Raw genomic sequence first — 21,281 nt, 5'->3', positions numbered from 1 at the left:
CAAAAGCCCAAGCCATGAGCAAGCACGCTGCGTCTTCGCCCCTGGTGGGTGTGGTGATGGGGTCCCGCAGCGACTGGGACACGATGCAACACGCGGTCGCGCGGCTCGAGCAACTCGGCATCGCGCATGAAGTCCAGGTGGTGTCGGCGCATCGCACGCCCGACCTGCTTTTCCAGTACGCCGAATCAGCCGCCGCGCGCGGCCTGCGCGCGATCATCGCCGGTGCCGGCGGCGCAGCGCATTTGCCGGGCATGCTCGCGGCGAAAACCTCCGTGCCGGTGCTCGGAGTACCGGTGCAGAGCAAGGCGCTCAACGGTCTCGATTCGCTGCTGTCGATCGCGCAGATGCCGGCCGGTGTTCCGGTCGCGACGTTCGCGATCGGCGCGGCGGGCGCCGCCAATGCCGGTTTGTTCGCCGCCGCGATGTTGGCCTTCGATCATGCCGATGTGCGCGCCGCGCTGGCTGCCTTCCGGGCGCAGCAGACCCAGGACGTACTCGATCACGCGGATCCGAGAACGGCATGACCACGGTCGGCATTCTTGGCGGCGGGCAACTGGCCCGCATGCTGGCGCTTTCCGGTGCCCCGCTGGGCCTGCGCTTTCTCGTGCTCGATTCCACCAGCGATGCTTGTGCCGCGCAGTTCGCGCCGCTGCTGCAGGCCGATTATCGCGATCAGGCTGGGTTGGCTGAGTTCGCTCAACGCGTTGATGTCGCGACCTTCGATTTCGAGAACGTGCCGGCGGAATCGGCGCGCTGGCTGGCCGAACGCGTGCCGGTGTTTCCAAATCCGCGCGCACTTTCCGTGGCGCAGGATCGTTTGGCGGAAAAAAGTCTGTTCCGCGAACTCGACATTCCGGTGCCGGATTTCGCCGACATCGGATCGCGCGCCGATCTCGATCAGGCGCTGATCCGCATCGGCGTGCCGGCGATCCTGAAAACCCGTCGCCTCGGTTACGACGGCAAGGGCCAGTTCCGTATCAAGACATTGGCCGATGTCGATGCCGCGTGGGCGGCACTCGGCGCGCAGGCCGCGACCGTCGGCTTGATCCTCGAAGACTTCGTGCCGTTCCAGCGCGAGGTGTCGGTGATCGCGGTGCGCGGTCGTGACGGCGAGTTCCGCACCTGGCCGCTCACTGAAAACTGGCATGAAAGCGGCATTCTTTCCGCGAGCCTGGCGCCGGCGACGCTGGCCGATGATCTCGCGGAAAAAGCAGTCGCGCATGCGCGGCGTGTTGCCGAGGCGCTGGACTATGTCGGCGTGTTTGCACTGGAACTTTTTCTCAAGGACGGCGAATTGCTGGCCAACGAGATGGCACCGCGAGTGCACAACTCCGGTCACTGGACGATCGAAGGCGCGGAGACGTCGCAATTCCAGAATCATCTGCGTGCCGTACTCGGCCTGCCGCTGGGCAGCACGCGCATGCTCGGCCATGCCTGCATGCTCAACTGGATCGGTACGCTGCCGTCAGCAGCGGGCGTGCTCACCAACGATTGCGGGCATTGGCACGACTACGGCAAGTCGTCGCGTGAGGGCCGCAAGGTCGGGCATGCGACGTTCCGCGCCGATTCCCTCGCGGCTCTGAGCGACGCGCTGCAACGCGCCGGCCGTGCGCTGGATCGCGAAGCACAGGTCGCGCCCGTCATCGCACGCCTCGGCGGCTGACCCGCGTCATCCGCAGGAGCCAGCTTGCTGGCGACCATGCGTGCCTGGAAGCGATGTCCGCCCCAGGTCGCTTGGGTGCCGCGATCGGGTTTGTTCTTTGGCAATCTCGCCTCCGTACCCGCGACGCCGCGGCCGATGGGGAATCCGTGCCGGTTCGGTCGACACGTCCTGTGCCGACTCACCGTCGCGGGCCATCCTTGGCCCGCTCACGGACACACTCCATCGACCACGGCGTCGCTCTGAAGTGGAAATGTATTTGACCCAAAAAAGCGAATAGCTTTTCGTCGAGTTGCGACGAAATTCCGGAGAGCCTCCGAAACCCATGAGGAGGCTGTGAGCAGGCCAGGGATGGCCTGCGACGGTGAGTCAGCACAGGAGGTGCTGACCGAACCGGCATCAGTCGGATCGTGGGCTTCGGAGGCGCGAGTGCGGAGGCGAGATTTTCGGCGCCTCCTTTCGGCAAGCAGGTGGTTTTTGGGAGGACACCGCTTCGGGGTAGGCATGGTCGCGAGCAGGCTCGCTCCTACAAGAAGCTGCATGTTCGCAGCGTGGGTTCCAGCAGCGCGAATGCGAAGACGAGACTTGTAAACGACCGGCAGGAAAACAAAAACGGCCAGGGTTCCCCGGCCGTTTTTTTTGATGACGATGACGATGCGATCTGCGGAGGGCTTTACGCCATCTGCGAAGCGACGAAATCCCAGTTGACCAGGTTCCAGAATGCCTCGACGTATTTCGGGCGGGCGTTGCGGTAGTCGATGTAGTAAGCGTGTTCCCAGACGTCGCAGGTGAGCAGCGGTTTGTCGGCACCGGTCAGCGGCGTGGCGGCGTTGGGCGTGCTGGCGAGAGCCAACGAGCCGTCCGGACGCTGCACCAGCCAGCCCCAGCCCGAGCCGAAGGTGCCGACCGAGGTCTTGGTGAACTCTTCCTTGAATGTCGCGAACGAGCCGAACGCCGCGTTGATCGCGTCAGCCAGCTTGCCGGTCGGCTCGCCGCCGCCGTTGGGCTTGAGGCAGTTCCAGTAGAACGTGTGGTTCCAGATCTGCGCGGCGTTGTTGAACATGCCGCCCTGGGCCTTGCGGATGATCGCTTCGAGGTCGAGGTTTTCGAACTCGGTACCCTTGATCATGTTGTTGAGATTGGTGACGTAAGCCTGATGGTGCTTGCCGTAATGGAAATCGATGGTTTCGCCGGAGATATGCGGTTCCAGGGCGGTGCGGTCGTAGGGCAGGGCAGGCAGTTCGATGGCCATGGGGATCTCCGGCGGTGGCGGGTCAGGGAAGCTATAATTCTAGCTTGAATGCGCGGACAGACTGTTCCCGCGTCGTGAATGGAGCAAGGCAATGGCGAGCAATCCGGTCATGGACCGCATCAAAGCAGAGGTCGAGGCGCATCCGATCGTCCTCTTCATGAAAGGCACCGCGCAATTTCCGATGTGCGGTTTTTCCAGTCGCGCCAGCCAGGCGCTCAAATCCGCCGGCGCGCACTTGCACACGGTGAACGTGCTCGAGGACGCCGAGATCCGCGCCAACCTGCCGCGTTATTCCGATTGGCCGACATTTCCGCAGCTTTTCATCAACGGTGAATTGATTGGCGGCTGCGACATCACCGTCGAGTTGTTCGAAAGCGGCGAGCTCGCACGTATGGTCGCCGAGGCGCAAAAGCCGGCATGACCGGTGTTCCAACCCCGCCGGCACAGGCGCTGGCCGGCCGGGTGATCCTGGTGACCGGTGCGTACGGCGGTCTCGGCGAAGCTGCCGCCAAGGCCTGCGCCCAGGCCGGCGCGACGGTCGTGTTGCTTGGCCGGAAAGTGCCCAAGCTCAACCGCGTTTACGACGCGATCAAGACGATCGGCCCAGAGCCTGCGCTGTATCCGCTGGACATGGCCGGCGCCGATCCCGCTGATTACGAGGCGATGGCCGACAAGATCGGCGCGGACCTCGGCAGCCTCGATGGCCTGTTGCATTGCGCGGTGGAATTCACCGGCTTGCGTCCGTTGCAGGCGACGCCGCCCGCGGATTTTCTGCGCCACCTGCACGTCAATATCACTGCGCCCTGGCTGTTGACGCAGGCCTGCCTGCCCTGGCTGGGCAAATCGGCGGACAGCGCAGTGGTTTTCGTCAGCGATGATCTCGCCCGGGTCAATCGTGCCTACTGGGGTGCGTATGGCGTGGCCAAGGCCGGACTCGTCGGCATGATGCGGATGTTGCACGACGAAACCGATCACGGCCCGGTCCGGGTCAGCGCACTGGAACCCGGGCCGATGCGCACGGCGATCCGCAACCGCGCCTTCGTCGAGGAAGCGGCGACCCGTTGCCCGCCGGCGAGTGCCTATGCGCCAGCCTGCGTGCATTTGCTGTCGGCGGCTGGCAGTGATCAGCGCGGACAGGTGTTCGCGCCGCGGGCCGATTGGGCTCCGAGCGCCTGAAAAATCCGCGCGTCGCGCTGGCGCAGAGATTCACCGATCCAGAAGCAAGCCATCCGTCGTGCCAACGAGGGTGCCGGTCCGGTGTCTTTCATGGCCACAATCAAAGACACTGGCTCCCCGCCCACGCGGGGACGACGACCGACCCCGCCGGATCGTCCTTATGGATAGCCAATCACCATGATGACCACCACTTCCGCCGCGCTGCTGCTGTTCCTGATTTTGGATCCGCTGGGCAACATTCCGGTTTTCCTCGGTCTGCTGCGGCCTTTGCCGGCGCCGCGGCGGCGGGTGGTGCTGGTCCGGGAATTGCTGATCGCGCTCGGCGTGCTGTTCGCCTTCCTCTGGGGCGGGCGCTACGTGCTGGAGTTGATGCATCTGCGCCAGGAGTCGGTGAGCATCGCCGGCGGCATCGTGCTTTTCCTGATCGGACTCAAGATGATCTTCCCCAGCCCCGAGGGCATGTTCGGGGAGGCGTTGGAAGGCGAGCCTTTCATCGTGCCCATGGCGATCCCGCTGGTTGCCGGCCCCTCGGGCATGGCCTCGGTGATGCTGTTGGGCAGCCAGGAGCCCGATCGTATGGGCGACTGGAGCCTGGCCCTGGCCATCGCCTGGTTCGGGACCGCGCTGATCCTGTTTTCGGCCACCTACCTGTACAAGATCATGGGGCCGCGGGTGCTGGTGGCTATCGAACGGCTGATGGGCATGCTGCTGGTGGCCATTTCTGTGCAGATGCTTTTGGACGGGGTGGCCACCTACCTCCGGGTGGCCCCGGCAGGCTGACCTTCAGGAGGGGAGTTTTCTTAACGTCATCTGAGTGTCATACCCCAGAATTACCATGTTAAGCTCTTGTTATTGTTCGGGGTCCCCGGGGGGATGTTCCGGACATGCGCAGACGTATCCATGCTTGGAAAGGCATGCATGTCTGTCGCCAGGAAGCGAAGATTTTCCACATACTCAAAACAGGGTTCACTCCATGACCAATCGCAATCGGGTCCGGCTCTCGAAGCTTTCCCTTGGCCTGGCAATCGCACTGGCCGCCGCGCCGGCATTCGCACAGAACACCACGTCCGCCCTCGGTGGTCGCATCACCAGCACCGGCAACACTGCCGTCGCTGGCGCTGAAGTGACGATCGTGCACACGCCGTCGGGCACCATCAGCAAGGCCACCACGGATGCCGACGGTCGTTACGTCGCCCGCGGCCTGCGCGTCGGTGGTCCGTACACCATCACCATCACCAAGGATGGCAAGACCCAGACCCGCGAAGGCGTGTATCTGCAGCTCGCCGAAACCGGCACCGTCGACGCCTCGCTGGCGGCCGATGCCACGCAGATCGCCGCGGTCAAGGTCACCGGTGCCAACAACAGCATCTTCGACCCCAATTCCATGGGCGCGACGACCAGCATCAGCCGCGAGCAGATCGCAGCGTTCGCATCGATCCAGCGCAACCTGCAGGATTACGCCCGCATCGATCCGCGCGTCGCGCAGACCGATAAAGAGCGTGGCGAGATGAGCATCGCCGGCCAGAACATCCGCGCCAACACGATCACCATCGACGGCGTGAACACCTCGGACACCTTCGGCCTCGAGCCGAACTCGTTGCCGACCGCCAAGCAGCCGATCTCGATCGACGCGATCGACGCGGTGCAGGTGAACATCTCCAACTACGACGTGACCCAGACCGGTTACACCGGCGGCAACATCAATGCCGTTACCAAGTCGGGTACCAACGAGTTCCACGGCAGCGTCTACAACGTCTTCCGCAACAGTGCCTACACCGGCAAGAACTACAACCTGGCCAAGAATTCCTATTCCAAGGTCAATCCCTACCTCGAGCGCACCTGGGGCATGACCTTCGGCGGCCCGATCGTCAAGGACAAGTTGTTCTTCTTCGCCTCGTACGAGGACTTCACCAACACCCGCGGTTATGACAACTGCCTGTTGGGCGACAACTGCGGCACCATCGTCGGCATCACCCAGGCCGACATCAACTCGATCCAGGCGATTGCCAACACCAAGTCGCCGGCGATGAACATCGGCACGCTGGCGAACGCCACGCCGTCGACGGTCAAGGACGAGCTGGTCAAGCTCGACTGGAACATCAACGACAGCAACCGTCTGAGCTTCCGTTACAACAAGACCAAGGAAACCACGACCAACTATCGTGACTTCGGCGCGCGCGCGATTTCGCTCGATTCGCATTGGGACGTGCAGAACAAGGTCTTCGAGAACTACACCACGCAGTGGTTCAGCGACTGGACCGACAGCTTCTCGACCGAAGCCAAGCTTTCCTATCGCAGCTACGACAGCACCTTCGTGCCCGGCTCGAACCTGCCGGAAGTGACCGTGCAGTTCACCGCCGCGCTGCCGCCGGGTTCGGTGGTTTCCAGCACCGGCAACCGCACGCTGCTGTTCGGCACCGAGCGCAGCCGCCAGACCAACGTGTTGTGGACCAAGACCTGGAACGGCTACTTCGCCGCGAACTGGTACCTGGGTGACCACCAGGTCAAGTTCGGCATCGACGAACAGCGCAACGAGATCTTCAACTACTTCGTGCAGGCATCGAAGGGCCGCTACTTCTTCACGACCCCAGCGACCTTTGCTTCCAACACGCCGTCCAGCTACACGCTGACGGTGCCGGCGCCGGGTTACGTGGCGACCGATGCCGCGGTTGATTTCAAGCTCAACAACCACGGCCTGTTCGTGCAGGACTCCTGGGCGTTCAACTCCAACCTGACCCTGCTGCTCGGCGTGCGCGCCGACTCCCTGGGCGTCGGTGGTACGCCGATCCGCAACATCGCCGTGAATCAGCCGACCGTCGCTGCAGTTGGTCCGCTGAAATCGGCACGCCAGACCGGCGGTTTCGGCTATGACAATACGTCCGTGCCGTCGAACACCTGGCTGTTCGAGCCGCGCGTCGGCTTCAACTACACCTTCGACAGCGATCGTCCGACCCAGCTGCGCGGCGGTTTCGGTCTGTTCCAGGGCCAGGCGGCCAACGTCTACCTGTCCAACGCCTTCACCAACAACGGCATGACCACGCGCATCATCGGTTGCGGTACCGACAGCAGTCTCGGTACGGCCTTCGCTGCCTGCGCCCCGGGTACGTTCAGCTCCGATCCGAACAACCAGCCGGTGTTCAACCCGGTCGGTACGCCGCCCAAGTCCAACGTCGATCTGATCGATCCGAACTTCAAGCAGCCGACGTCCTGGAAGTTCAACCTGGCGTTTGAACACGAGCTGCCGTTCTTCGGCCTCGATTTCACCGCCGAGTACATCCGCGTGCAGACCAAGGACGGCATTCTCTACAAGCACCTCAACCTCGGCGCGCCGACGCGCATCGGTCCCGATGGTCGTCCGATGTACTGGGGCGGCACGGGCACCAATGCGTATGACCCGTCCTGCTTCGTCGACACCAGCGGTTTCACCACCACGGCTGGCGCTGCTTGCGCAGGCCTGACTGCCCGCGCCAAATCGAACGCGCTGTACAACAACGTGATGTTGTTGACCAACACCAACAAGGGCGACAGCAATGTCCTCACGGTCGGCGTCAGCCGTCCGATGAAGGATGCCTGGTCCTGGTCGCTGGCCTACACCTACACCGATGCCACCGAAGTCAGCCCGACCACCAGCTCGACCTCGAACAGCACCTGGAACAGCCGTCAGGTATTCGATCCGAACGAAGACGTGGCTTCGACCTCGAACTACGAGATCCGCAACCGCTTCAACGGCACGGCGAGCTGGCAGCACAGTTTCTTCGGCGACTACAAGACCGAACTCGGCCTGTTCTATGAAGGCCGCAACGGCAAGCCGTACAGCTGGGTCTACAGCAACGACATGAACGGCGATGCCCAGAACAGCGATCTGGTCTACATCCCGCGCGGCATCGGTTCCGGCGAAGTCGTGTTCCAGTACGGCACCAGCACGGGCTTCACCAGCAACGTCGGTGCCAACAATCCGGCCGCGGAAGCTGCGTTCTGGAACATCATCAACGCCAACGGTCTGTCCAGGTACGCCGGCCAGGTCATTCCGCGCAACTCCTCGCGCAATCCCTGGGTCAACCAGTTCGATTTCCGCGTGAAGCAGGAATTCCCGGGCTTCTTCTCCGGCAACAAGGCGGTCGTGACGCTCGACATCCTCAACGTCGGCAACCTGCTCAACAAGAAGTGGGGCCACATCGACGAAATCGGCTTCCCGTCCAACCGCAATCTCGTGCAGTTCGATGGCATGGATTCCAGCGGCCGTTATGTCTATCGCGTGATCAACGACACCAACGGCGCGCCGACCACCGAGCAGTTGCTTACCCGCAACGTGCGCAGCGAGTCGCAGTGGAATGCCCAGCTGACCGTGCGTTACGAGTTCTAAGATCCGGCAACAGTGCAAGCAGAACGGCCGGTGGCGACACCGGCCGTTTTTTTGTGCCCGGATTCTTCCCGTCGCGCATCCGGGTTGCCCGGCGGCGATGCGGTGGTAAAGTTCGAAACGACAAACACAGACGACCAGAAGAAGCGAAAGATGAGCGAAATCCGCAGCCCCCTCCCGACCGTCAACGCGCGCATTTCCCCGCGTGGCGGCCTGGATATCCTTTCCCGCAACGAGATCGCGCGACTTCGCGACGCCTCGATTGGCGGCATGCACGAGTTGCTGCGCCGCTGTGCGTTGGCGGTGCTGACCACCGGTAGCGATTCCGATGATCCTCGCGCTGCGCAGCAGCGCTATCCCGATTTCGACATCGAGGTGCTGCAGCAGGATCGCGGCATCAAGATCGAATTGCGCAATGCTCCGGCGATGTCTTTCGTCGATGGCGAGATCATCCGTGGCGTCGCTGAGCTGCTGTACGCCGTCGTGCGCGACATCGCCTACACCGCCGCCGAGATCAACGACAGCGGCAAGTTCGATCTCAGCCAGGGCGACGGCATCACCGGCGCGGTGTTCGAGATCCTGCGCAACGCCCGCGTCCTGCGTCCGCACATGGATCCGAACATGGTCGTGTGCTGGGGCGGCCACTCGATCGGTCGCGACGAATACAACTACACCAAGAAAGTCGGCTACGAGCTCGGCCTGCGCCGCCTCGACATCTGCACCGGCTGCGGCCCGGGTGCGATGAAGGGCCCGATGAAAGGCGCGACCATCGCCCATGCCAAGCAACGCCGCAGCGGCAATCGTTACATCGGCATTACCGAGCCCGGCATCATCGCCGCGGAATCACCGAATCCGATCGTCAATCACCTGGTGATCATGCCGGACATCGAAAAACGCCTTGAAGCTTTCGTGCGTCTTGGCCACGGCATCATCGTGTTTCCCGGAGGTGTCGGCACCGCCGAGGAAATCCTCTACCTGCTCGGCCTGCTTACGCATCCGGACAACGTCGACATGCCGTTCCCGTTCGTGCTGACCGGGCCGGCGGCGTCGGCGGCGTATTTCGAGCAGATCGATCAGTTCCTGCGCCTGACCCTCGGCGATGCGGCGACCTCGCGTTACCAGATCATCGTCGACGATGCGCCGGCGGTGGCTGCGGCGATGGCCAAGGGCATCAAGAAAGTGCGCGAGCAGCGGCTCAACAACAAGGACGCGTTTTTCTTCAACTGGTCGCTGAGCGTGCCGACGGAGTTCCAGCAGCCGTTCCCGCCCACCCACGCCGCCATGGCCGGATTGAACTTGAATCGCAACCAGCCCGTGCATCGTCTCGCTGCCGATCTGCGCCGTGCCTTCTCGGGCATCGTCGGCGGCAACGTCAAGGAAGAGGGCATGCGCGCGATCGAACAATTCGGTCCGTTCGAAATCCATGGCGATCCGGAAATCATGCAGGCGCTCGATGCCCTGCTGCGGGCGTTCGTCGACCAGCGACGCATGAAGATGGTTGGCGAATACAAACCCTGCTATCGCGTCATCGGCGTGTAGATCCACGCGCCGCCAGTGCTGGATCCGGCGCGTCGATGCTGTCGCGTTTGCGCGCGCCGCGTCGATGATCGCGCGTTGCTGTCAGCTCACAGCGGCAAGGTGATGACGGCGAAATAGCGACCGTTCTCGATGCGCGTATCGAGGCGGCCGCGGCCGTTGCTCAGGGCTCGGATGCGTTCGCGCGCCGACGACTGCCCGACCTGGTGGCCGGGCGTGGCGGCGGTCCCGGGACGGGGCAGGTCGTTGCAGACGACAACCTGCAGCGAGGTGCCTTCGACGCTTACCGCGATGTCGATCGCGCCGCCGGCAGGGCAGGGTTCGATGCCGTGGCGGATCGCATTCTCGACCAGCGGCTGGATCGACAAGGCCGGCACCAGCACCTCCGGCATCGTCTCCGGCAACTGCCAATGCACGCGCAGGCGTTCGCCGAAACGCAGTGCCTCGATTTCCAGATAGCGCCGCGCCAGCGAAAGCTCGTCGGCGATCGGGATGTCGCGCGGGCCGGACAGCGCTGCACGGAAAAGATCGGCCAGATCGAGCAGCAGGTGTTCGGCATCGCCTGGCCGCGCGTGGACGAGGGCAGCGCCGGTGTTGAGCGTGTTGAACAGGAAATGCGGCCGGATCCGCGCCTGCAATGCTTCGAGTTCGGATTGCTTGGCGCGAACCGCCAATCGTCGTGCCTGCCAGTGGTTCTGGAACGCCGCGAGCCCGAGCAGGCCCACGGCCAGTGCGATCGCCGTCAGTCGCAGCAGGAAGGTCTGCCAGTCATGCCTGTCCATCGGCCAGCTTTCGTGCAGCGCCAGCCAGGTCGCGCCGCCGACCAGCCAGGTGCTGGCCAACAGCAGCGCGAGGGACAGCCAAGCCACCCGATGCGCTGGCCACAGCGTCAATGATCGTCGCAACAGGAACAGGCCACCCAGCGAGAGCAGGGCGATCCACTGGATCATCAGCGACGCCAATCCGAAATACACCCAACGGTCGCCCTGGCCGCCGGGCACCAGCGCAAGAACCAGCGCAAGCCCTTCGCCGGCAATCATTACCGAGATGATCGCCGGCGCCTGCCAGAGGGCTTCAAGCGGGTGCGTGGGGTTGGACGCGGATGCCGGCATGGGGCGTGGCGTGGCTGGCTGGGGTGGGAATCGCATGATGCCCTGTGCCGTCGACGACAGGGAATGCTAGCCAGCCGCTGGCGCCTTCGATCATTCCGCCTGTCGGTGGAGGCTGGCGCCCCGGCAGCGACTGCACTAGGGTGCCAATCAAGCCAATCGGGGTGCGCCGTCTTGCAACGAGCAATCAATCAATCGAAAGGTCGGGTTCCGGACCAGAATCGTGGAAGCCAGCGCGGCTTCACCCTGGTCGAGCTCATGATCACCATCACGGTGGCGGCGGTGCTGTTGATGATCGCCTTCCCCAGCTTCAAGCTGATGAACAACATCAGCCGCCTCACCACGCCAGCCAACGAGTTGGTGGCAACGATGCAGGTGGCGCGTATCGAAGCCGTCCGTCGCAATGCCCGCACTGTGGTTTGCCGCAGCGACAACGCCGATGCCGGCGCCGCTGCTTCCTGCGTCACCACGGCCGGCAACTGGACTGGCTGGATCGCCTTCGTCGACAACGGTGATGACGGCACCGGCACGATCGTCGCGGCGAATGCCCGCAATGGCGTCCGCGATGCCGGCGAAACACTGATCCGCGCGACCACGGTCAATGCACCGGTGCTGGTGACGCCCAGCGCCGCCATCGCCGCTGAATCCAACCGCATCGTGTTTCGCGCTGATGGCATGTCGCATGCAGCCGCCAACAACGCGCCGCTTTCCGGCATCGTGAGCGTCTGCCTGGCCGATACCACGCCCGCAGAGAATGCCCGCGAAGTCACCTTGTCCGCGGGCAGCCGCGTATCGATCCATCGGTTCGCCGGTGGCGGTGCCTGCGCTACGCCGCCGGACAGCCGTTGATTCCACCCGGACACCTGAAATGAAGAACGTCGGAGATTCCGCATGACCATCCATGCATTCCAGGGCAGGCGCCATCCCGCGGCCGCAAGCCGTGGCGTCAGCCTGATCGAAGTACTGATCGCCGTGCTCATCCTGGCAATCGGGCTTCTCGGCATCGCGGCACTGCAGGCCAGTGCACTGCGCAACAGCCAGAGTTCGCTCGAACGCAGTCAGGCGGTGATCTACACCTACAGCATTCTCGATGCGATGCGCGCCAATCCGTTGGTGGCGCGGGCCGGCACTTACAACCAGGTGTTGCCGGCAGGGGCTTGTGTGATCCCGGCGGCGTCCGCGACCGACCTCAGCGCGAACGATCGCCGCCAGTGGCTGCAGAAAATCCAACAGAACCTGGGCACGACCGCTTGCGGCAGCATCAATTGCACGATCGTGGCGGCGCCGAATTATTCGCAGTGCGCCGTCAGCGTGCGCTGGGATGACAGCCGCGGAACCAGCGGCGTCGCTGCCGGCACCTTGTCCACCATCACGACGGTGAGCCAGCTATGAAGACCAATAAAGCCAGCGCGGCACGTCGCGCGCAGATGCAGGGCGTCGGTCTCGTTGAATTGATGATCGCGCTCGTGCTCGGCCTGCTTGTAGTGGGTGGTGCGATCGGCATGTTCATCAGCAATCGTCAAACCTATTCGGCGACGGAAAGCCTGGGCCGTGTCCAGGAAAATGCCCGCGTCGCCTTCGAACTCATGGCCCGCGATATTCGCGAAGCCGGCGGCAACCCCTGCGCCAGCAGCTTGCCGGTGGCCGACGTGATTACTCCCTCGGCCTGGCAGAACAGCTGGAACAACGGCGTCACCGGTTACGACAACGGTGGTTTGGCCGGCAGCGCTGCCGGTACCGACGCGATCGAGGTCAAGTCCGGTGGCAGCAGCGGCATCGGCGTCACCCACAACGCCGGCGCCAGCACATTCACCGCTGCGTCGGGTGGCACGGCCTTCAAGGCCGGCGATCTTGCCTTGGTCTGCGACTATCGTCAGGCCGCGATTTTCATGGTTGCAACGGCGACTGCGACGGCGATCACCTACAACACGACAGCGCGCGCCGACGGCACGAAAAACTGCCAGACGGATTTCGGCTTGCCGGTCGTATGCGGTGGCGCCACCAAGGCCTATGCCTTCCAGCCGAGCACCGTCATCACCAAGCTGCGTTCGGCGCGCTGGTACGTCGCGGACAATCCGCGCGGTGGCCGTTCGCTGTATCAGTCCGTTGATGGGCTCGGTGCGCAAGAAGTCGTCGAGGGTGTGCGCGACATGCAATTGACCTATCTGATGCCAGGTGGTGCCGATTACGTCCTTGCCTCCGCTGTGCCCAACTGGACGCAGGTCCTTGCCGTACGCATCACCCTCAACATGGAGGGCGGTGAAGGTCAGGAGCGCGTCGGTACCGACACAGCCGCCCTGCGCCGCGAGTTGTTCCACGTCGTGACCCTTCGGAATCACAGTTCATGAAAAACAGAGCCCTTTCGATGCCATCGGCAAACCGGCAGCGTGGCGTCGCATTGCTGGTCGTGCTGATCCTGTTGCTGATCATGACTTTGCTTGGTCTGGCCAGTCTGCGTGGTGCGCTCATGGAAGAACGCATGAGCAGCAATCTCTACGATCGCAGCCTCGCTTTCCAATCTGTCGAAGCCGCGCTCCGTCAAGGCGAAGCGCTGGCTGCCACCAGCGTGCCTACCGACTTCCCCACGTCCGGTTCCTGCAATGCCTCCGGCCGCTGCCCGCAGCTGGCGAGCGCAGCGGATACCCTGGTGACAGGCGGCGGCGTTGCCTCGACATTCAATGGTGCTCTGGGCAGCGCATCCACGGCGACACCACGATTCCTGATCGAAGATATGGGTGAAGCGCCCAGCTGGTTCCGTTGTGACCACGAAAAGCCGGTGCCGGCAACCTGCCTGACCGAGCGCTATCGCGTTACCGCCAGCAGCAACGCCACCGATCGGGCGCAAGTGATCCTGCAATCCAACTACGCGGCACAGTGAGCGGGAAAAATCTCATGAAAACGACCAACCAGTATTCAACGGCACGTGATATCGCTGGCTCCTCGCGGCTGTTGCCGCTCGCAGCGAGTTTCTTCGCGACCCTGCTCAGTCTGCCCGCCGCCGCCACCAGCATTACGGTGCCGAACGTGCCGCTGCAATCGGGCGGTACGGTTCCACCGAACATCATGTTCATCCTCGATGACTCGGGCTCGATGGCGAACACCTTCATGCCCGAACCCGGCGCCACCAGCGACACCGCGCCGACGACGGACACGTCCGGCAGCAGGCCGGACATTGGCCAGCAGACCTATGCCCTCAATGGCATCTACTACAACCCCGCGACTACCTACACGCCCTGGAAGGATTCCACCGGCGCCTTCGTCGCCAACACATTGCCGACAGCAGCCTACAGCAGCGCCAACTTTGCCAGTGGCAGCACCACCAACCTGACCTCGTCGGTGCAAACCTTTTATGTGCCGAAAGTCGGCACCACCGTTGCCGGGCTCCAGGATGCGAACAACTACTGGCGTTATCAGATTCTCGTCGATGGCCGGGTGATCCGTGCCGAGCGCATCGTCTACGCCGGTGCGCCGCCGACGACGGTGGCGGGCGCTCCGTTCGTGACCGGCGCGGTGGCCAACGGCAGTTATTCCGCTGATTGGGTGTTCTCCATCCCGGCGGGTGCGACCAACCTTGTCGTTACATCCTCGGGTGGCACTGGTACCGCAGGCGATCTGTACATCAAGCGGACGGCAACACCGACCAGCGGCACCAACGACTGCGCGTCGACCACGGCAGGCACGAACGCCGGCTCCTGCACCGTCGCCGCACCCACCACGGGTACGTGGCACGCCATCATGAAGGCCAATGGCGGCGCCATTTCCGGCGTCACCATGACCGCGACCTACGTGCAGGGTGATCTCTCGACCGATGGTTGCGACATCACCACCTCGGGCACCGGCTGGAGAAACTGCACGCGCGTTACACCGACGGGTCGTACGGAAGCTGCCGAAATGCAGAACTTCGCCACCTGGTATTCCTTCTATCGCACGCGCACCAAGACCGCGAAGGCCGGCGCCAGCAGTGCGTTCTCCGATCTTGGCCAGAACCTGCGCATCGGTTTCACCACGATCTGGGGCGGCAACGATGTTGCCGGCACGCGCACGCCGTTCAACATTCCGGTCACCAGCGACGGCGGTTTGTTCCGCGACGTTGCATCGCCGGCATCGACCAACCGCACCACCTGGTTCAACAACCTGTTCGCGGCATCCACGGGTCCGACCACGCCGCTGAAGGGCGCGTTGCAGACCGCAGGCACTTACTACGGACGTACCGACGCCTCCGGCCCCTATGGCCCAGAAAGCGGTACCGCGCAGCTTGCCTGCCGCCAGAACTTCACCATTCTTACCACCGACGGTTTCTGGAACGACAACAACGCCTACACCTCGCCGGTCGGCAATTCCGACAACACGACGACGGCGGCGAATCCATTGCCGGCAGGTGTTGCCGGTACGCCGATCGGCTACACGGCCGCGCGTCCCTACAGCGACAGCTGGAGCGACACGCTCGCCGACGTCGCAAACTATTACTGGAAGACCGACCTGCGTCCGACCATGAGCAACATCGTGCCGACCTCGAGCGATGATCCGGCTTACTGGCAGCACATGGTCACCTTCAGCATCTCGATCGGTCTGCAGGGCACGTTGGCGCCCAATGACACGACTCTTGCTTCGATCACTTCCGGAGCTACGTCCTGGCCTGATCCGACCGATGCCGAGGATCCGGATCGTATCGACGATCTGTGGCATGCGGCCGTCAACGGTCATGGCGAATTCGTTGCCGCCACCAACGCCGGCGCGTTTGCCACCGGCCTGAAAGCAGCGCTCGCGGCGATCGGCCGGCGCCTGAGTTCGGGTTCCAGCGTCGCGACCACTGGCCCGCGTATCGGCAGCAGCTCGCGTGCTTTCAGCGCCAGCTATTTCTCCGGTTCGTGGACGGGTGATGTCACTGCTTATCCGGTGACTTCCGCCGGCATCGGTGCCACGTCGAGCTGGATCGCGTCGACGAACATGCCGGTGGCAGCGTCGCGCAACCTGTTTACGTTCAACGGCACGACAGGCATTTCCTTCGCATGGGCCAGCCTGACCAGTGCCCAGCAAACCGCGTTGGGCAGCCAGGCCGTATTCGACTACATCCGTGGCGTCCGCACCGGCGAAGGCACTATCTATCGCGCCCGCGATACGTTGCTTGGCGATATCGTCAACTCTTCGCCTGCGTATCTCCAGGAACTGGCGACCACGACGCCGAGCTCATTGCCGGCGGTTGATACGGTTTTCGTCGGCGCGAACGACGGCATGTTGCATGCCTTCAATGGTGCGACCGGTGTCGAGCAGTTCGCCTACGTCCCCGGCGGCGTCAGCTTTGCCGACCTCAAGGGCCTGGCCGATCCGTCCTATGCCCACCACTACTTCGTCGATGGCCCCGTGGTCATCAGCACCCGCAAGGAAACACCCGGGAAGAACGTCCTGGTCGGCGCGCTTGGTCGCGGCGGCCGCGGCATTTTCGCCTTGGATGTTGCCGACCCGGGCAATTTCAACGCCAGCAAAGTGTTGTGGGAGCAGGGTAGCGATCCTGACATGGGCAATGTGCTCGGCAAACCGATCATCACCAAGCTCAATGACGGCAGCATGGGTTTGATCGTTGCCAACGGCATCAACAGCACCAGCGACACGGCCAGCCTGTTCATCTACAACCTGACCACCGGTGCGGTACTGTCGGAAATCAACACCGGTATCGGTGCAGCGGCGACTCCGAATGGCCTGATCTCGATCAAGGGCTGGGATGACGATGGCGATGGCGACGTCGACTTCGTGTACGGCGGCGATCTGCTCGGTAATGTCTGGAAGTTCGACCTGTCCAGCGCCGTTGCGAGCAACTGGAACGGAGCGAGCAACCGTCTCGTCCTGTTTACCGCGAAAGATGCTGCCAACAAGGTGCAACCGATTACCGGTGGTCTGACCCTGGCGACCGATCCCACCACCTTCAATACCTGGGTCTTCTTCGGCACCGGCCAGTTCCTGGTCGGCAACGACCTGACCAGCACCGATGTCCAGACCTGGTACGGCCTGATCGATGGCGGTGCGACGATCGCGGGCCGTTCGGCCTTGAAACAGCGCCAGGTGACGTACGCCTCCGGCGGATTGCGCGCCTTCGACGTGCCGGTACCGGGAGATATGTCGGGCAAGAAGGGCTGGTATCTGGACCTGGTCAATCCGCCTTACGGCGCGACTGAAAAAGTCGGCGAGCGCATGGTGTTCGATCCGATCATCATCGGCGGCAAGATTCTGGTCGAGTCCAGTCAGGTCCCGAGCTCCGATGCCTGCAGTCCGGGTGGTACCGGTTACGTCAATGCCATTGATCCCTTCACGGGTGGCAGCGTTTCCGCGCCGTTCTTCGATGCCAACGGAGATGGTGTGTTCACCGCCGCGGACACGGTGACGGTGGGCGGAAGCCAGGTCAACGTCGGCTCCTACGATCCGGGCGGCGGCATGCCTTCTTCGCCGGGTGTCGCTGGCAACTTCCTGGTCATCGACCGGTCGGGTGGCGGCAAGCCGGTTACGCTCCGCTTCCCACCCCAGGGAACCACGGGTCGAATTTCCTGGCGCGAAATCTTGAGGGATTGATCATGACGAATTTTCTTGGCGTACAAGTGCGGACATCGCCGATCAAGGCGGTGTCCCCGCGTCACCACCAGGCCGGCTTTACCTTGCTGGAGTTGATGATCGTCGTGGCGATCATGGCGATCCTGGCGGGCCTGGCCTACAACAGCTACCAGAGCTCGATCATCAAGTCGCGCCGCAAGGCGGCCACGGCCTGCATGCAGGAAGCGGCGCAATTCATCGAGCGCTACTACACGACCAATCTGACCTATGTCGGCGTTGTCGTCCCGAACCTGACTTGTCAGACCGACCTGTCGGAGTTCTATACGATATCCACGGTGGCTGCGCCGACCGCAAAGGCTTACACCCTGCGAGCGGTTCCGAAGCTGGTCCAAGCGAGCAAGGACACCATGTGCGCCACCTTGACCATCAATCAGTCCGGCGTGAAGACAACGTCCGGAACCGCCGCGCTTTCGGAGTGCTACCCATAACGGTCGAAACATCCGCAGGCGCGGCGATTCGCTTCCGCCTGCGGTCTTTTTTCTGAAAGCCACCGGACCATTGCGTCGATAGATGTCGACACACTCAGTTTTCTGGCACCAAAAACAAAAAGGCCTGCATTTCTGCAGGCCTTTTTGTTTGCGCGTGTCTGGCGCCCGAAGTTGGACTCGAACCAACGACCCCCTGATTAACAGTCCCTCCACTCTCTCCTATAACGGTCCGACTCACTGACTATTACGGTCCGAGACCCTTGTTTTCTCAGTCTTTGATTGTCCCCACGGGTATAGTCGTGCTCCTCGATCAGAGTCGGTCCGCCCCCACGGCGCCCCCACAGTGTCCCCACGGATATCTACCTCTGACCGCTGGAATTACCACGGGACATGGGGTGCATGGCGCGAGAGAAGATCACAAACCGAGTCGTCCAGACCGCAACGCCGGGCGAGCATTGGGATACAGATCTGATTGGCTTCAAGCTGATCGTAACTCGGGCAGGTCATAAGACGTTTGCCATCGAGGGAAGATTGCACGGAAGGAAGGTAAAGCATTCCTTCGCTCGTGCCGGAACGATCACCTTGGATCAGGCGCGCAAGCGCGCTAAGGAACTTCTTTTCGAGATCGTTCAAGGCAGAGACCCAGCAGCGACAGCGGCCTTGGCTCGCAAGGCTTGGACCGTCAAGGAACTGATCGCCGAGTACAAGGAAGCGCACTTTCCCAACCTTCGAACGTCGACTCGCAATTCGTACGACAACTACTTCGCTCGCTTCATCATTCCCCATTTGGGCAAACGAAAGGTGGCGGAGGTGGAGTCCGTGGACGCCCTACGGTTGTTCCGATCCGTCGAGTCGGAGTGTCGAAAGACTGAGACTGGCGTACTAGTATCCACGGGGAAGACAACGGCCAATCGTGTGATAGCCACGGCATCCAGTCTTTTCGGTGAAGCCATTCGTCTCGGCCTTCGTACTGACAATCCTTGCAAATCGGTAAAGCGCAACCCCGAGTCGCGGCGTGAAAGATTCTTATCCGAAACGGAATCGGCGCGCTTGTTAAGGGTCTGCGATGAGACGCCCCACATTGTCACTGCAAACCTTATCCGACTTCTGATTTTTACTGGGGCTAGAAAGGGAGAGTCACTTGCTGCGAAATGGAGTGAGTTCGATCTGCAGGCTGGCGTATGGACCAAGCCAAGCCACCATACGAAACAAAAACGGACGCATTCAGTTCCAATCTCTCCAGCAGCCTTAGCGCTACTTAGGGAAATGTGGGCGGAGGCTGAAGCCTCGGGACAAGTGGAATGGCTGTTTCCCGGAGGTATAAAAGGGAAGGGACTCGTTAGTCCGAAGCGAGCTGTTAGGACGATCTTTAGGCGGGCTGGCCTTGGAAGCGACGTTTGCTTGCATACACTGCGCCACAGCTTTGCTGCGCGTGTGGTGTCAGCAGGCCACGGGTTGCATGCGACTGGCAGGCTCTTAGGCCACACACAAGCCGCGACTACGCACCGATATGCCCATCTTGAGCACGACATCCAACGTAGGGCGTTGAAAGACGTTGACGCAGCGATCCTTCGAGGACATGAAACATCGGTGGTCTCGTGCCCTCATGCCAACGGGCGGAGCGCGAAATCCGTTGAATTCTTAGTAGACTAGGCCATTCGGTACCGCTAGCTCGCAGCGCGTTCACGGTTCCGCCGCGCCCTCCCAGAGACAAGGCATGGCCAAGCTCGACCTAAATCTGAAAGAGAATGCAGTCGACAGCCTCAACGAGGCTATTGCCAAGTATCAGCAAGGGCAGGACGGTGATCCGAAGGCATACAAATTTTGCGTCTTGCATTTGGCCCATGCCGTGGAGCTACTGCTCAAGTACTACGTGACGAAGCGCCATCCCTTGTTGATCTACAAGAATCCGTTTGCAGAAAAGATCAAGCCAGACAGCATGACCATCGGTCTCTATGAGGCCCTCAATTTTCTCAGGAACGAGGGAACCGAGTTCCCCGCAGGATTTCTTACAGATCTCGAGTGGCTGAAGAAGCTTAGGAATCAGATCGAGCACCACAAGTTTTCGCTGGAAATTGACGAGGTGAACGAGGTCGTCGGTAGGCTCGTGAAGTCCATTCACGACTTCGGAGTGGCAAATGAGGAGGACAACCTAGCTAAGTTGATTGAAGCGGATCAGTTCGAAGTCTTCAACGAACTAGCGCAGACTTACGAGCACAGACTGAAGGAAGCGCTTGAGAAGGTTGAGGTAGCAACCAAGGAGGCCTACAAGGGCTATCGCCAGAAAGAATACGGTCTGGTTGATTTCACGGTGCTTTCCTGTCCGTCCTGCGACAACGAGACCATGATTCCGGATGCAGACGCGGATTCGGGCTACACCTGCCAGTTCTGTGGAGAGACTGAGTCTGACGAGATCGAGGAGTATTGCGAAGTCTGTGGTGACGGCTGGCCGAAGGGTGAAATGCTTTACATCGACTGGGCTGGCGACGGCCAGATGGTCTACATTTGCCCCCGTCATTCTGGTGCGTATGACGACGACTGAGGCACGCGCCTAGAATTCTGACCTTTTAGGTTTTCGAGTCGAACTTAGCGTATCTCCAAAATGTATCCACGGGTCGCGCGGCACGGATAACCATCTGGTGACTTGTGCGGATTTAGCGAGGTGTCGTTTCGACCTCGACTGAACTTCTTCTGACAGTACGGGCATTGAATAACATAGGTTCGCGCATAGACATTCTTTCGCGCTCTGGGAGTAACTCTAGGTGTCGCCCGTGAAGGTGCGCGTACGCCTTTGCTAGGTCTGACCCGACCGTCTCCAAAGTGAGCGACTTTGGGGGCTTCCCCGGCCTTAGACAGCTCGATTTCGAACTGAGGATCGAACGGAACGTCCGTGATTTCGGCGAAGGCCATCTTTGTGTTTAGCAGAGTCTTGACGCCCGGTCCGCTAGACCTTCCGCCGGTGGTGTCCCAACAGTAGAAGTATTCTTGGGCGACATTGTCCTGCCTGCGCTTGTAGGTAAGGGCATATGGTTCGACCAACCGTTCCACGCCATCGTAGGAAAGCCTTACCAATTTGCGTTCCCTTGCGGCATCCATGATCGGATTTCGCAGTTCAGCGGGAAAGAACGCCAGCGCCGACGAGTAGTGACCGGTTGTATTG

The 21,281-nt window shown here is 61.9% G+C and carries 18 protein-coding genes; 15 read left to right on the top strand and 3 right to left on the bottom strand.

Annotation, left to right across the window (positions count from 1 at the left end; translation table 11 throughout):
- Positions 1–14: 14 nt before the first annotated feature.
- Together purE and VKM35_RS08395 are read left to right on the top strand one after the other, a co-directional pair.
- Entirely contained in the window at positions 15–524 is a 510-nt protein-coding gene (gene purE, locus VKM35_RS08400; RefSeq protein WP_324320338.1) for a 5-(carboxyamino)imidazole ribonucleotide mutase, read from the top strand.
- Positions 521–1,663 (top strand): 5-(carboxyamino)imidazole ribonucleotide synthase, encoded by a 1,143-nt coding sequence (locus tag VKM35_RS08395; RefSeq protein ID WP_324320336.1) that lies wholly within the window; start codon positions 521–523, stop codon positions 1,661–1,663. The genes purE and VKM35_RS08395 overlap by 4 nt, the downstream gene beginning before the upstream one ends.
- 670 nt (positions 1,664–2,333) lie before the next feature.
- Here VKM35_RS08395 and VKM35_RS08390 read toward each other — a convergent pair.
- Positions 2,334–2,912 carry a superoxide dismutase gene (locus VKM35_RS08390; protein ID WP_324320334.1) on the bottom strand — a complete coding sequence of 193 codons (579 nt, stop codon included), beginning with the start codon at positions 2,910–2,912 and terminating at the stop codon, positions 2,334–2,336.
- Positions 2,913–3,003: 91 nt separating this feature from the next.
- Here VKM35_RS08390 and grxD point away from each other — a divergent pair, with 91 nt between their 5' ends.
- The 5 genes from grxD to ppnN all read left to right on the top strand — a co-directional run bounded on the left by grxD (position 3,004) and on the right by ppnN (position 9,987).
- A complete protein-coding gene (gene grxD / locus VKM35_RS08385; RefSeq protein WP_324320332.1) occupies positions 3,004–3,333 on the top strand; it encodes a Grx4 family monothiol glutaredoxin in 330 nt (109 codons plus the stop codon).
- A complete protein-coding gene (locus tag VKM35_RS08380) occupies positions 3,330–4,088 on the top strand; it encodes an SDR family NAD(P)-dependent oxidoreductase (RefSeq protein WP_324320330.1) in 759 nt (252 codons plus the stop codon). Before grxD ends, VKM35_RS08380 begins: the two co-directional genes overlap by 4 nt.
- 180 nt (positions 4,089–4,268) lie before the next feature.
- Positions 4,269–4,868 (top strand): MarC family protein, encoded by a 600-nt coding sequence (locus tag VKM35_RS08375; RefSeq protein WP_324320362.1) that lies wholly within the window; start codon positions 4,269–4,271, stop codon positions 4,866–4,868.
- A gap of 193 nt (positions 4,869–5,061) precedes the next feature.
- Complete coding sequence (locus VKM35_RS08370; protein WP_324320328.1) at positions 5,062–8,451, top strand: TonB-dependent receptor; 3,390 nt, start codon at positions 5,062–5,064, stop codon at positions 8,449–8,451.
- A gap of 150 nt (positions 8,452–8,601) precedes the next feature.
- Complete coding sequence (gene ppnN, locus VKM35_RS08365) at positions 8,602–9,987, top strand: nucleotide 5'-monophosphate nucleosidase PpnN (protein WP_324320326.1); 1,386 nt, start codon at positions 8,602–8,604, stop codon at positions 9,985–9,987.
- A gap of 86 nt (positions 9,988–10,073) precedes the next feature.
- On the opposite strand, the gene VKM35_RS08360 is transcribed toward ppnN, so the two are convergent.
- A complete protein-coding gene (locus VKM35_RS08360) occupies positions 10,074–11,096 on the bottom strand; it encodes a sensor histidine kinase (protein ID WP_324320324.1) in 1,023 nt (340 codons plus the stop codon).
- 63 nt (positions 11,097–11,159) lie between these two features.
- Here VKM35_RS08360 and VKM35_RS08355 point away from each other — a divergent pair, with 63 nt between their 5' ends.
- From VKM35_RS08355 to VKM35_RS08320, 8 genes are all read left to right on the top strand, one after another.
- Entirely contained in the window at positions 11,160–11,942 is a 783-nt protein-coding gene (locus VKM35_RS08355; protein WP_349254744.1) for a GspH/FimT family pseudopilin, read from the top strand.
- Positions 11,943–11,984: 42 nt separating this feature from the next.
- Positions 11,985–12,485 carry a type IV pilus modification protein PilV gene (gene pilV, locus VKM35_RS08350; protein ID WP_324320319.1) on the top strand — a complete coding sequence of 167 codons (501 nt, stop codon included), beginning with the start codon at positions 11,985–11,987 and terminating at the stop codon, positions 12,483–12,485.
- Positions 12,482–13,441, top strand: a complete 960-nt coding sequence (locus VKM35_RS08345) for a pilus assembly protein PilW (protein ID WP_324320317.1) — start codon at positions 12,482–12,484, stop codon at positions 13,439–13,441. The genes pilV and VKM35_RS08345 overlap by 4 nt, the downstream gene beginning before the upstream one ends.
- The gene (locus VKM35_RS08340) at positions 13,438–13,971 is read left to right on the top strand and encodes a pilus assembly PilX family protein (RefSeq protein ID WP_324320315.1); all 534 of its coding nucleotides are present in this window, start codon (positions 13,438–13,440) and stop codon (positions 13,969–13,971) included. Before VKM35_RS08345 ends, VKM35_RS08340 begins: the two co-directional genes overlap by 4 nt.
- A 14-nt stretch (positions 13,972–13,985) precedes the next feature.
- Positions 13,986–17,654: a PilC/PilY family type IV pilus protein gene (locus VKM35_RS08335; protein WP_324320313.1), complete on the top strand. Its 3,669-nt coding sequence runs from the start codon at positions 13,986–13,988 to the stop codon at positions 17,652–17,654.
- A 2-nt stretch (positions 17,655–17,656) separates the two neighbouring features.
- The gene (locus tag VKM35_RS08330; RefSeq protein ID WP_324320311.1) at positions 17,657–18,121 is read left to right on the top strand and encodes a type IV pilin protein; all 465 of its coding nucleotides are present in this window, start codon (positions 17,657–17,659) and stop codon (positions 18,119–18,121) included.
- A gap of 390 nt (positions 18,122–18,511) precedes the next feature.
- Positions 18,512–19,774 carry a tyrosine-type recombinase/integrase gene (locus tag VKM35_RS13860; RefSeq protein WP_414636598.1) on the top strand — a complete coding sequence of 421 codons (1,263 nt, stop codon included), beginning with the start codon at positions 18,512–18,514 and terminating at the stop codon, positions 19,772–19,774.
- A 64-nt stretch (positions 19,775–19,838) separates the two neighbouring features.
- Positions 19,839–20,663 (top strand): hypothetical protein, encoded by an 825-nt coding sequence (locus VKM35_RS08320; protein ID WP_324320307.1) that lies wholly within the window; start codon positions 19,839–19,841, stop codon positions 20,661–20,663.
- 44 nt (positions 20,664–20,707) lie between these two features.
- On the opposite strand, the gene VKM35_RS08315 is transcribed toward VKM35_RS08320, so the two are convergent.
- On the bottom strand, positions 20,708–21,281 hold a 574-nt coding region (locus VKM35_RS08315), incomplete at its 5' end, for a hypothetical protein (protein ID WP_324320305.1).

The organism is Arenimonas sp. (assembly GCF_035312645.1).
In the GTDB taxonomy this organism is placed as follows: Bacteria; Pseudomonadota; Gammaproteobacteria; order Xanthomonadales; family Xanthomonadaceae; genus Arenimonas.
Note: the sequence above shows the minus strand (reverse complement) of the source record. Positions and strands in the feature narration are given on the sequence as shown.

Coding starts and splice junctions, on each gene's coding strand:
- VKM35_RS08320 (WP_324320307.1), top strand. CDS start 19,839: ATGGCCAAGCTCGACCTAAATCTGAAAGAGAATGCAGTCGACAGCCTC.
- VKM35_RS13860 (WP_414636598.1), top strand. CDS start 18,512: ATGGGGTGCATGGCGCGAGAGAAGATCACAAACCGAGTCGTCCAGACC.
- VKM35_RS08360 (WP_324320324.1), bottom strand. CDS start 11,096: ATGCCGGCATCCGCGTCCAACCCCACGCACCCGCTTGAAGCCCTCTGG.
- VKM35_RS08355 (WP_349254744.1), top strand. CDS start 11,160: ATGCTAGCCAGCCGCTGGCGCCTTCGATCATTCCGCCTGTCGGTGGAG.
- VKM35_RS08395 (WP_324320336.1), top strand. CDS start 521: ATGACCACGGTCGGCATTCTTGGCGGCGGGCAACTGGCCCGCATGCTG.
- ppnN (WP_324320326.1), top strand. CDS start 8,602: ATGAGCGAAATCCGCAGCCCCCTCCCGACCGTCAACGCGCGCATTTCC.
- purE (WP_324320338.1), top strand. CDS start 15: ATGAGCAAGCACGCTGCGTCTTCGCCCCTGGTGGGTGTGGTGATGGGG.
- grxD (WP_324320332.1), top strand. CDS start 3,004: ATGGCGAGCAATCCGGTCATGGACCGCATCAAAGCAGAGGTCGAGGCG.
- VKM35_RS08330 (WP_324320311.1), top strand. CDS start 17,657: ATGACGAATTTTCTTGGCGTACAAGTGCGGACATCGCCGATCAAGGCG.
- VKM35_RS08340 (WP_324320315.1), top strand. CDS start 13,438: ATGAAAAACAGAGCCCTTTCGATGCCATCGGCAAACCGGCAGCGTGGC.
- VKM35_RS08345 (WP_324320317.1), top strand. CDS start 12,482: ATGAAGACCAATAAAGCCAGCGCGGCACGTCGCGCGCAGATGCAGGGC.
- VKM35_RS08370 (WP_324320328.1), top strand. CDS start 5,062: ATGACCAATCGCAATCGGGTCCGGCTCTCGAAGCTTTCCCTTGGCCTG.
- VKM35_RS08375 (WP_324320362.1), top strand. CDS start 4,269: ATGACCACCACTTCCGCCGCGCTGCTGCTGTTCCTGATTTTGGATCCG.
- VKM35_RS08380 (WP_324320330.1), top strand. CDS start 3,330: ATGACCGGTGTTCCAACCCCGCCGGCACAGGCGCTGGCCGGCCGGGTG.
- VKM35_RS08335 (WP_324320313.1), top strand. CDS start 13,986: ATGAAAACGACCAACCAGTATTCAACGGCACGTGATATCGCTGGCTCC.
- pilV (WP_324320319.1), top strand. CDS start 11,985: ATGACCATCCATGCATTCCAGGGCAGGCGCCATCCCGCGGCCGCAAGC.
- VKM35_RS08390 (WP_324320334.1), bottom strand. CDS start 2,912: ATGGCCATCGAACTGCCTGCCCTGCCCTACGACCGCACCGCCCTGGAA.